This window comes from Pseudonocardia bannensis (assembly GCF_012911875.1).
In the GTDB taxonomy this organism is placed as follows: domain Bacteria; phylum Actinomycetota; class Actinomycetes; order Mycobacteriales; family Pseudonocardiaceae; genus Pseudonocardia; species Pseudonocardia bannensis.
In genome coordinates, this window is record NZ_JAAXKZ010000012.1 from 73,437 (window position 1) to 84,350 (window position 10,914).

Consider the following 10,914-nt stretch of genomic DNA (forward strand, 5'->3'; position numbering starts at 1 on the left):
CGATGCGTGTGATGGCCCAGATGGGCATGGTCATGAACCTCGACAAGTGCATCGGGTGCCACACCTGCTCGGTCACCTGCAAGCAGGCCTGGACCAACCGCAGCGGCGTCGAGTACGTGTGGTTCAACAACGTCGAGACCCGGCCCGGGCAGGGCTACCCCCGCCGCTACCAGGACCAGGAGACCTGGAAGGGCGGCTGGGTGCGCAACCGCCGCGGGCGCCTGCAGCTCAAGGCCGGTGGGCGCCTGCACAAGCTGCTCACCATCTTCGCCAACCCGGTGCTGCCCAACATCCGCGACTACTACGAGCCCTGGACCTACGACTACGAGAACCTCACCGACGCCCCGCTCGGCGACGACTTCCCCGTCGCCCAGCCCAAGTCGTTGATCTCCGGCAAGTCCCTGGCCGTGGAGTGGAGCGCCAACTGGGACGACGACCTCGGCGGCGCCCCCGAACACGGGCCGCACGACCCCATCGTCGAACGGATCCGCGCGGAGTCCGAGGAGAAGGTCAAGTTCGACTACGAGCGGGCCTTCATGTTCTACCTGCCGCGGATCTGCGAGCACTGCCTCAACCCGTCGTGCGTGGCATCCTGCCCGTCCGGGGCGATGTACAAGCGCGCCGAGGACGGCATCGTGCTCGTCGACCAGGACCAGTGCCGCGGCTGGCGCATGTGCGTGACCGGCTGCCCGTACAAGAAGGTCTACTTCAACCACCGCACCGGCAAGGCCGAGAAGTGCACCTTCTGCTACCCCCGCGTGGAGGTCGGGCTGCCCACGGTGTGCAGCGAGACCTGCGTGGGCCGGCTGCGCTACATCGGGTTGTTCCTCTACGACGTCGACAAGGTCACTGCGGCCGCATCGGTCGCCGACGAGTGCGACCTCTACGCCGCCCAGCTCGACCTGCTGCTCGACCCGAACGACCCCAAGGTCATCGCCGCCGCCCGCCAGGAGGGCATCGCCGAGGACTGGCTCGAGCACGCCCGCCGCTCCCCGGTGTACCGGCTGGCCAAGACCTACCGGGTGGCCCTGCCGCTGCACCCGGAGTTCCGCACCATGCCCATGGTCTGGTACATCCCGCCGCTGTCCCCCGTCGTCGACCGGCTGGTCGAGACCGGGCACGACGGCGAGTCCGCGCCCAACCTGTTCGGCGCGATCGACGCCCTGCGCATCCCGGTGGAGTACCTCGCGGAGCTGTTCACCGCCGGCGACCCGGGGCCGGTCACCGAGGTGCTCCGCAAGCTCGCCGCCATGCGCTCGTTCATGCGGGACGTCACGCTCGGCCGGGAGATCGACGAGTCCGTCCCGGCGGCCGTCGGCATGGACGCCGAGCAGATCACGGAGATGTACCGGCTGCTGGCGCTGGCCAAGTACGACGAGCGCTACGTCATCCCCACCGCCTACGAGGGCGAGGCTCACCAGCTCGAGGAGATCGGCTGCAGCCTCGACGTCGACGGCGGTCCCGGGATGGGCCTCGAGACGGGCAGCGGCCCGTTCGGTGAGGCCTCCGGCCGGCCCGTCCCGGTCTCCGTGGAGACCTTCCACGCCCTGCGGGTGCGCCAGACCAGCGAGGGGATCGCCGACCCCCAGACTCCGCGGGCACGGATCAACCTGCTCAACTGGGACGGCAAGGGACGCCCACCGGGGCTCTTCCCGCCGCCGCGCGAGGCGTCGCCCGAACCCGGGGACATCACCGAGGGCGGCGCCGAACCGGACCGCAGGGCCGGGGCACCGACGCTGGAGGACCGCCGATGAGCCCCGGGCCGATCGGGGCGCGCGAGTCCGCGGTCGTGCTGCAGGCGGCCTCGGTGTGCCTGCAGTACCCCGACGACACCGTGCTGGCGGCGCTGCCGGTCGTCCGGGACGCCGTCCAGGCGCTTCCCGAGGACAGGCCGCGTGAGCGGCTGGGCCGCTTCCTCGACTCCGCCGCGGCCGTCCCGCCCGCCGCACTGGCGGAGCACTACGTCGAGGTCTTCGACACCCGGCGGCGGTGCTGCCTGTACCTGACCTGGTGGACCGACGGCGACACCCGCCGCCGCGGCCCCGCGCTCGCCGCACTCAAGGCACGCTACCGGACGGCCGGGCTGGACCTGCGCGGCGACGAACTGCCCGACTACCTTCCGGTCGTCTGCGAGTACGCCGCCACCGCCGACCTCGCCGACGGCCTCGCCCTGCTCCAGGAGTACCGGGCCGGGCTCGAGCTGCTCCGGCTCGCCCTCCTCGACGCCGGGACCCCGTACGCCGCGCCCGTCGAAGCGGTCTGCGCGCTGCTACCGGGGCCGTCCCCGGCCGACGTCGCGGCGGCGAAGGCGCTGGCGCGCAGTGGGCCACCGCGCGAACAGGTCGGGCTCGAGCTCGCACCGTTCACCCCGATCCCCACCGGAGAACCCCGATGAGCACCTGGGACGTCCTGCTCTGGGGCGTGCTGCCCTACGTCACCGTCGCCGTCCTCGTCCTCGGCACCGTCTGGCGCTACCGCTACGACAAGTTCGGCTGGACGACGCGGTCATCGGAGCTGCACGAGTCGCGGCTGCTGCGCATCGGCAGCCCGCTGTTCCACTTCGGGCTCCTCGTCGTGATCATCGGCCACGTGATCGGGCTGATCATCCCGAAGAGCTGGACCGACGCAGCCGGGCTGAGCCAGGAGGCCTACCACGTGCAGGCGCTGCTGCTCGGCGGCATCGCCGGGTTCTGCACGCTGGTCGGGATCGGGATCCTGATCTGGCGGCGGCGCACCACCGGTCCGGTCTTCATGGCCACCACCCGCAACGACAAGCTGATGTACGTCGTGCTCGTCGCGGCCATCGTCGTTGGGCTCGCGACCACGCTGCTCGGCGCGGCAGGCGGTGAGGAGCACAACTACCGGCTGTCGGTGGCGCCGTGGTTCCGGTCGCTGTTCGTGCTGCAGCCCGACGTCGCCTCGATGAGCGCGGCCGGGCCGGCGTTCCAGCTGCACGCCCTCATCGGGATGCTGCTGTTCGCGATCTGGCCGTTCACCCGGCTGGTGCACGCGTTCACCGCGCCCGTCGGGTATCTGTTCCGACCCTACATCGTCTACCGATCACGGCAGGGCGGTCCTGCCGTGCGCCCGGCACGCCGCGGGTGGGAACCGATCTGACGATCCCTCCACGAGGATCTCGCCGGCCCGCTGTAGACGCAGCGATCGGCCCTGGTCGGGGCCGGGCGCCAGGACGCGCCCTGGTCGTTTCGGCGCAAGCAGGCCTGCCACGTCGTCGGAAGGTGAGGTGAGCATCAGACAGGCCCAGTAGCAGCGCCCTCTGTTTCGGCGGGCCGGACGACGGCGACCGGACAGTGCGAGTGGTGCAGCAGCGTCTGACTGACCGAGCCCAGCAGCAGGCCGGCGAACCCGCCCCGGCCGCGGGAGCCGACGACTACGAGCTGCGCATCCACCGACTGCTCCCGCAGAGCGCGGGCCGGCCGGTCACGGGTGACCAGTCGGCGGACCTCGACGTCGGGGTACTTCTCCGACCAGCCGGCCAGCCGCTCGGCCAGCACACGGCGCTCGGTGGCAGCCCTGGCGTCCCAGTCCAGCAGCGGAGCCACTTTGGGGTCGAGCATCAGGTCCTGCCAGGTATGGACCACGAGCAGCGGCGCCCGGCGCCGCGCCGCCGTGTCGAAGGCGAACGCGAGCGCCGCCTCGCTCGTCGGCGACCCGTCCACCCCGACCACCACCGGGCCCGTGTCGGGTACGAGGCCCGCGGACATCGATGCGCGGACCACGACCACCGGGCACGATGCGTGCGCAACCACGGCCACGGCCACGGAGCCGAGCAGCAGCCCGGTGAACCCGCCCTGGCCGCGGTCGCTCAGCACGAGCAGTTGGGTCCGCGTCGACTCCTCGGTGAGTACGGGCGCCGGGAAGCCGGCGCGGACCTCTTGCGCGACCTCGATGCCGGGGGCCACCTCGCGCGCTGCGGTGACAGCGGTGCCGAGGTGGCCACGGGCCACCGTCAGCAGCTTCTCGCGGTACTCCGGGCTCAGTCCGGGACCCTCGGGATGCTGGTCCGTCATCCATCCGCACACGGTCATGAGCCGCAGCGCCACCGTGCGTCGGTCGGCCTCCCGCGCCGCCCAACGGACCGCCTGCAGCGCCCGCTCCGACCCGTCGACCCCGGCAACCACCGGCAGGCCGGCATGCTGAGCAATCATCGCTCCTCCTCGTCGGGGCAGACGTTGCCAGCGCGGCGGCCGGGATCGCAGTGGCTCTCGGCCCTCGATGCGCGGGTCGCACGGTCCCCCCGTCGCTGACCTTCTGCGGCACCTGTCCGGGGACCGAACGGTCGCGCGGAAACCGGGGGCCGCCCGACCGACCCACCTCCCGTCGTCGGCGCCGCTACCGGACGCCCGGCGGTGACCCGCGCGATGTGCACCGCGGTCGCACTCGCGGTTGCCGCGTCACCGTCGGTCCACTCGGACGTTCGGGCCACTCCGTGCAGGCAGTGGCGCCCGCACGAGGCGAGCGAGGACCGGGCCGGTGATCGCGAGCACGAGGACGTAGGCCGTGACCAGCGCACCCAGCGTCGGATCGGCCACCGCGGCCAGGCCCAGGATGACGATGGAGAACTCGCCACGAGGGATCAGCGCGGTGCCCGCGCGCAGGCGTCCCCACCGTCCGACGCCGTCGAGCGATGCCGCGTAGGCGCCGGTCAGCACCTTCGTGCCCGCGGTGACAGCGGCCAGCGCGATCGCGGCGGGCAGCAGGGGCAGCAGCGCGCGTACGTCGACGGCGAAGCCGATGGCGAGGAAGAAGGTCGCGGCGAACAGGTCCCGCAGCGGGGCCAGCACGGCCCGGGCCCGGTCGGCGACGACGCCGGTCAGGGTGAGCCCGACGAGGAACGCGCCGACCGCGGCGGACGCACCGACCAGCTCGGCAAGCCCCGCCACCACCAACGTCGTGCCGAGCACGCGCAGCATGAGCTGTTCGGGTTCGGGGTGGGACAGCAGCCGGCCGATCTGATGGCCCCAGCGCCGCGACGCGACGAACGCGACCGCCACCGCGCCCACCGCCAGGAGCACGCCCAGACCGGCCTGCCACCAGCTGCCGCCGGCGGCCAGCACGGTCAGCAGCGGCAGGTAGGCGGCCATCGCGAAGTCCTCCAGGACGAGGACCGACAGCACAGCAGGGGTTTCCCGGTTGCCCAGGCGGCCGAGATCGGTGAGCAGTCGGGCGATGATCCCCGACGAGGAGACCCAGGTCGCCCCGGCGAGCGCGAGGACGCCCAGCGGGCTCAGCCCGACGAGCCAGCCCACGACCGCGCCCGGTGTCGCGTTGAGCACCAGGTCGACGACGGCCGACCGCACGTGGCGGCGCGCGCTTGCCGCGAACTCGCCGAGGGAGAACTCCAGGCCGAGCGTCAACAGCAGGAGTACGACGCCGATGGCGGCCCCGATCTCGACGAACTCGTCGGCGGCGGGCACCGGCGCGATACCGCCCTCGCCCAGGGCGAGGCCCGCGAGCAGGTAGAGCGGTACGGGTGTCAACGCGAACCGCCGGGCGAGTGCGCCGAGCGCACTCAACGCCGTGAGGATGAGCCCCAGCTCGAGCAGCAGGGCCACCGACGTGTGCACGTGACTCAGGGGGCGTGGATGATCCGGTCGACACCGGCGATGCCGTCCGGGGTGCCGATCACCACCAGGACGTCCTTCGCGCGCAGGACCTCCACCGGGCTCGGAGAGGCGATCACGGCCTCGCCCCGCACGATCGCGACGATCGAGGCGCCGGTACGGGTGCGGGCCCGGGTCTCGCCCAGCGGGCGGTCGACGTAGCGGGAGTCGGCCGCCACCTCGACCTGGCCCGCGCTCAGACCAGGCACCTCCCTGGTCAGGTCCGCGAACCGCTCGGCGATGCGCGGCGCCCCGAGGATCTCGGCCACCGCGTCGGCCTCCTCCTCGGTCAGCCGGAGCAGCAGCCGCGACCGGTCCGGATCCCGCCGGTCGTAGTCCACCACCTCGAAGCGGCCGTCCCGACGTGCCACGATCCCGATGCGGTTCCCCTCCGCCGTGTCGAACTCGTAGCGGAGCCCCACCCCGGGAAGCAGCACCTCGTTCACGTCCATGCCCTCAGAATGGCAGCCGGTCTCACACCAGGCGTGGAAGCCTGGTCGGGGGAACGGCCCCCGTGTCGGTGGCACGGATCGTGCACCCGTGCGTCCACCCCGCGGTGGGCCCGGACTGCCGCCGAGCAAGGCTGAGAGTTCAGGGATCCATGGTCTCCCGGCGAGCGGGACCTTTGGTGTGCTCGGCCATGGCCATCGGCCGCTGCCTCGCCGCCCGGCTCCGGGGCAGGATCGGTGCTGACCGGCCGAGGAGGCCCTGTCATGAAGCGTCAGCATCTGCCGTTCTTCGTCTCGTCCGCCGCGATGCTGGTCGTCGGGCGGTGGTCTTCGATGTCCCGGTCTCGAATCCGGTGGTTCTCGCCGCCGTGCTGGCCTGCCCGCTGATGATGATCTTCATGGTGGCGGGGGGACACCGCGGGGGTGGGCGCGACCGCCGAGATGAACCCGAACACTCCATGGGTGACCACACTGCGATCCGCGGTCCAGCCGGCCGTGAGCAGGGTCGGTAGGCGTCGCACCGTCCGGAGAACAGAAGAGAGGTCGCGAGATGATGTGGTGGTACGGGCCTGGGATGAGCGGTTGGGGTTATGCCCTCATGACCGTGAGCATGGTGCTGTTCTGGGCTCTGATCATTCGCGGGGTGATCGCGCTGGTGCGCTTCCTGGTGCGCGGCGACCGGTCGATGTCGGCCCGGCCCACTCCGGAACAGTTGTTGGCCGAACGATTCGCGCGGGGCGAGATCGACGAGCAGGAGTACCGCCAGCGCCTCCACACGCTGCGTGAGCGTGCCCGTCCGTTCGTCGAACCCTGAGCTCGCCCGGTCGGGGCAGCGGGTTCGCCGCCCCGTTACTTCTCATCCCGGACACGCCATGGACACCGCACATGATCGGCATCGGTCCGACGGGACCGTGCTGACGGCGGTCATCGAGGTGTCCGGCGTGCAGTGGGCCACCGAGAAGCGGGTCGTGGAGGCGGTGCTCGCGCGCCGACCCGGGGTGCTGGCGGTGGCGGCCAATCCCGTCGCCCAGTCCGCCACCGTCAGTTACGACCCCGAGCGGACCTCGGTGGCCGAGCTGACCCAGTGGGTGCGCGACTGCAGCTATCACTGCCGCGGGCAGTCGGTCCCCCGGCACGTCTGCGACCCGATGATCGAGCCCCCCAGGGGCCCTGACGCCGGCACCGCTCGCGTGCCCGCCCCGCAGCCCTCGCCGCACGAGAGGGTGGGTCACGGCGGGCGCGAGATGTCGATGGCAACGATGGTCGCCCTCATGCGCAACCGGTTCCTGGTCGCGGCGGTGCTGTCGGTCCCGGTGCTGTTGTGGTCACCGATCGGCCGGGAGGTGCTCGGCTTCGCGGTACCGGCCCCGTTCGGGCTGCGCGACGACGTGTTCTCGCTGCTGCTGAGCCTGCCGGTGATCTTCTACTCGGCGTGGGTCTTCTTCGACGGGGCGGTACGGGCGCTGCGGGCTCGCACCCTGGACATGATGGTGCTGGTCGCCGTCGCGGTCGGCGCCGGCTGGGGCTATTCGCTGCTGGTCACCCTCACCGGCGGCGGCGAGGTGTTCTACGAGGCCGCGACCGTGCTGTGTGCGTTCGTGCTGCTCGGTCACTGGTTCGAAATGCGCGCCCGTGGCGGGGCCAACGACGCGGTGCAGGCACTGCTGGATCTCGCCCCGCCCAAGGCGGTGGTGCTGCGCGGCGGGCGTGAGATCGAGATGCCCACCGCCGAGGTCGTCGCCGGCGACGTCCTGCTGGTACGGCCCGGTTCGAAGATCGCCGTGGACGGGCTCGTGGAGGAGGGCGAGTCGGAGGTCGACGAGTCCATGGTCACCGGGGAGAGCCTGCCGGTGCGCAAGAGCCCGGGCAGCGAGGTGATCGGCGCGACCATCAACACCGCCGGCACGCTGCGAGTGCGAGCGACCAGGGTCGGCGCCGACAGCGCGCTGGCGCAGATCGTCTCGTTGGTGCAACAGGCGCAGAACTCGAAGGCGCCCGGGCAGCGCCTGGCCGACCGAGCCGCGTTCTGGCTGGTGTTCGTCGCGCTGCTCGGCGGCGCAGCCACCTTCGCCGCGTGGGCGCTGTTCTCCGACCAGCCGCTGGCGACGGCGCTGCTGTTCGCGATCACCGTGGTCGTCGTGACCTGTCCGGACGCGCTCGGACTGGCCACCCCGACGGCGATCATGGTCGGGACCGGGCTCGCCGCCCGGCGCGGGGTGCTGTTCAAGAACGCCGCCGCGCTGGAGTCCGCCGCGCGCATCCAGACCGTCGTCATGGACAAGACCGGCACCCTCACCAAGGGCGAACCCGAGGTCACCGACCTGGTCGCCCAAGGCTTCGACGAGGACGAGTTGCTCACGCTGACCGCCGCCGTCGAGCGAGACTCCGAGCACCCACTGGCCCGGGCCGTCGTCGCGCACGCCGACGCCCGGACCGTCGAACGGCTGACCGTCACCGGGTTCGAGAACGTGCCCGGCCACGGCGCCACTGCCACGGTCGCGGGCCACCGCGTCGCGGTGGGCAACCGCCGGCTGATGGAACGCGAGGGAGTGGCGCTCGGTCCGCTCACCGCCCGCCGGGAGGACCTCGCCTCCAGCGGGCGCACCACCGTCCTGGTGGCCGTGGACGGCCGGCCGGCAGGTCTGGTCGCCCTCGCCGACGCCCCGCGACCCTCGGCGGCGGCCGCGGTGCTCGCGCTGCACGAGCTGGGCGTCGATGTCGTGATGCTGACCGGGGACAACGAGGCCACCGCCCGGCGTATCGCCGCTGAGCTGGACATCGACAGCGTTGTCGCCGAGGTGCTACCCGGGGACAAGGCCGCCCGGATCGCCAAGCTGCAGGACGAAGGCCGCCGGGTCGCCATGGTCGGGGACGGGGTCAACGACGCGCCTGCGCTGGCCCAGGCCGACCTTGGGGTCGCCATCGGCGCCGGTACCGACGTCGCCATCGAGACCGCCGACGTCGTGCTCATGCGCTCCGACCCGCTCGATGTACCGACCGCGCTGCAGATCGGCCGCGGCACGCTGCGCAAGATGCGCCAGAACCTCGGCTGGGCCGTCGGCTACAACGCCGTCGCGCTGCCCATCGCCGCCGGAGCCTTCGAACCCGCCTTCGGGCTGGTGCTGCGCCCCGAAATCGCGGCGCTGTCCATGTCCGGCTCCAGCCTCCTCGTCGCCGTCAACGCGCTGATGCTCAAACGCCTCCGATTGCCTCACCCACCGGCAACACCTGCTGAGGAAACCGCCGTCACGGTCCGGCCGACCGCCGCAGCCCGGGCCCGGCCGGTGGCCGGACGCTCTGGCCACCAGGGCCGCCTTCCGGATACATCCGAGCCGCGCTCGACACCCCTACCTCGCAGCAACGCACGCAGTGACGCCTGATCCGCGGGACAGGGGTGACCCGGCGACCACGCAGGCCCGCCGGATCCGGCACAGACAGGAAGTCCGGCACCGACAGGGAGTGATGACCATGATGGGCGGTTGGGGCGGTCCGATGATGGGCTGGTTCTGGATCTGGCCGGCCCTCGTGCTGGTCGGGCTGGTCCTGCTCGGCTTTGCGGCCTACCAACTCGTGCTGGGCAGGGGCGCAGGCTCGCCGACCGACCTCTCGGTCGCGCGCCGAATCCTCGAAGAGTGCTACGTCCGCGGCGAGATCGACGAGCAGGAATACCGCCGGCGTCGGGCCGAGCTGCCATGACCCCACGACCGATCAGCCGGCGGGGCGCGCTCGTCCTCGGCGGGCTCGGCGCGGCCAGCCTCGTCGCCGGCACTACCGGCCTACTCGCCCAGAACGCGAGCACCCCGGGCGGCCTGCCGGCGGCCGGCACCACCGGCGAGGACCTCCTGGAACCACCGGTACTGGACAGCCGCGAGGGCCGACTGGCGATCGTGCTGACCGCAGCCCCGGGCGCCCGCCTGGCCGGGCGCGACAACGCTGCGCTGGGCTACAACGGCACCTCGCCGGGACCGACCCTGCGGGTGCGCCCCGGCGACGACCTCGCCGTCCGACTGACCAACCGGCTCGACCAGCCCACCAACCTGCACACCCACGACCTGCAGGTGTCCCCTCAGGGCAATTCCGACAACCCGTTTCTGCGGATCGACCCCGGCACCTCGTTCGACTACCTGTACCGCATCCCACCCGACCATCCGGCCGGCACCTTCTGGTACCACCCGCACCACCACGGCACGGTGGCCGACCAGCTCTTCGGCGGCCTGGCCGGGGCACTGCTGGTCGACCGCGGCCCGGAGCTGCCCGTCGCCGCCGATCGGGTCCTGCTCATCACCGACACCACCCTCGACGCCGACGGCCGGATCGTCGTGGCCGGCCCGATGGACCGGATGATGGGCCGGCAGGGCCGGCTGGTGCTGGTCAACGGCCAACATCAGCCCACCATCGCGGCCAGCACCGGAACCGTGCAGCGATGGCGGATCATCAACGGCTGCACCTCCCGGGTCCTGCCGCTGCGACTGCCGGGACAGCAGCTGACCCAGATCATGCTCGACGCCGCGTTCCTGCCCGGCCCCGCCGGTCCGGGCCGCATCGTGCTCGCCCCCGGCAACCGCGCCGACATCCTCATCCGGCCCGACAGGGCCGGGCGTTTCGAGCTCCTCACCGACGCCTACGACCGCGGCAGCACCGGAACCGGCGGCATGATGGGAGGGCGCGACGCAACCAGTGAACCGGCCACCCTGGCCACCCTCAGCGTCGACGGGCCACCCCGGCAGCCGCCGCCCCTACCGGCATCCCTGCCGGCCCGGACACCGAACACCGACCCCGTCACCGCCCGCCGCGAGATCACCTTCGCCATGGGTATGGGCGGGAGCGGGATGGGCTTCACC

General features: G+C 72.1%; 11 protein-coding genes. 8 read left to right on the forward strand and 3 right to left on the reverse strand.

Features of this window, described 5'->3' with window-relative positions; translation table 11 throughout:
* Window positions 1-2 precede the first annotated feature (2 nt).
* From narH to narI, 3 genes are read left to right on the forward strand one after another with little or no spacing between them, the layout of a single operon-like run.
* Window positions 3-1,754 (forward strand): nitrate reductase subunit beta, encoded by a 1,752-nt coding sequence (narH, locus tag HF519_RS05745; protein ID WP_169410806.1) that lies wholly within the window; start codon window positions 3-5, stop codon window positions 1,752-1,754.
* Window positions 1,751-2,395 carry a nitrate reductase molybdenum cofactor assembly chaperone gene (narJ, locus tag HF519_RS05750; protein ID WP_169410807.1) on the forward strand — a complete coding sequence of 215 codons (645 nt, stop codon included), beginning with the start codon at window positions 1,751-1,753 and terminating at the stop codon, window positions 2,393-2,395. The genes narH and narJ overlap by 4 nt, the downstream gene beginning before the upstream one ends.
* Window positions 2,392-3,117: a respiratory nitrate reductase subunit gamma gene (gene narI / locus HF519_RS05755; protein ID WP_169410809.1), complete on the forward strand. Its 726-nt coding sequence runs from the start codon at window positions 2,392-2,394 to the stop codon at window positions 3,115-3,117. Before narJ ends, narI begins: the two co-directional genes overlap by 4 nt.
* Before the next feature lie 134 nt (window positions 3,118-3,251).
* On the opposite strand, the gene HF519_RS05760 is transcribed toward narI, so the two are convergent.
* From HF519_RS05760 to HF519_RS05770, 3 genes are all read right to left on the reverse strand, one after another.
* Entirely contained in the window at window positions 3,252-4,169 is a 918-nt protein-coding gene (locus HF519_RS05760; RefSeq protein WP_169410811.1) for a universal stress protein, read from the reverse strand.
* A gap of 246 nt (window positions 4,170-4,415) precedes the next feature.
* Window positions 4,416-5,588, reverse strand: coding sequence for a cation:proton antiporter (locus tag HF519_RS05765; RefSeq protein ID WP_169410813.1), 1,173 nt, complete (start codon window positions 5,586-5,588; stop codon window positions 4,416-4,418).
* A 5-nt stretch (window positions 5,589-5,593) separates the two neighbouring features.
* Entirely contained in the window at window positions 5,594-6,076 is a 483-nt protein-coding gene (locus HF519_RS05770; RefSeq protein ID WP_169410815.1) for a cation:proton antiporter regulatory subunit, read from the reverse strand.
* A 188-nt stretch (window positions 6,077-6,264) separates the two neighbouring features.
* On the opposite strand from HF519_RS05770, the gene HF519_RS33210 reads away from it, so the two are divergent.
* From HF519_RS33210 to HF519_RS05795, 5 genes are all read left to right on the forward strand, one after another.
* Window positions 6,265-6,585, forward strand: a complete 321-nt coding sequence (locus HF519_RS33210) for a DUF2933 domain-containing protein (RefSeq protein ID WP_369009233.1) — start codon at window positions 6,265-6,267, stop codon at window positions 6,583-6,585.
* An 86-nt stretch (window positions 6,586-6,671) separates the two neighbouring features.
* Window positions 6,672-6,887 carry an SHOCT domain-containing protein gene (locus tag HF519_RS05780; RefSeq protein WP_211169597.1) on the forward strand — a complete coding sequence of 72 codons (216 nt, stop codon included), beginning with the start codon at window positions 6,672-6,674 and terminating at the stop codon, window positions 6,885-6,887.
* A 58-nt stretch (window positions 6,888-6,945) separates the two neighbouring features.
* Complete coding sequence (locus HF519_RS05785) at window positions 6,946-9,453, forward strand: heavy metal translocating P-type ATPase (RefSeq protein WP_169410821.1); 2,508 nt, start codon at window positions 6,946-6,948, stop codon at window positions 9,451-9,453.
* A gap of 82 nt (window positions 9,454-9,535) precedes the next feature.
* The gene (locus HF519_RS05790) at window positions 9,536-9,769 is read left to right on the forward strand and encodes an SHOCT domain-containing protein (protein WP_246242553.1); all 234 of its coding nucleotides are present in this window, start codon (window positions 9,536-9,538) and stop codon (window positions 9,767-9,769) included.
* On the forward strand, window positions 9,766-10,914 hold a 1,149-nt coding region (locus tag HF519_RS05795; RefSeq protein ID WP_169410823.1), incomplete at its 3' end, for a multicopper oxidase family protein. The genes HF519_RS05790 and HF519_RS05795, both read left to right, overlap by 4 nt.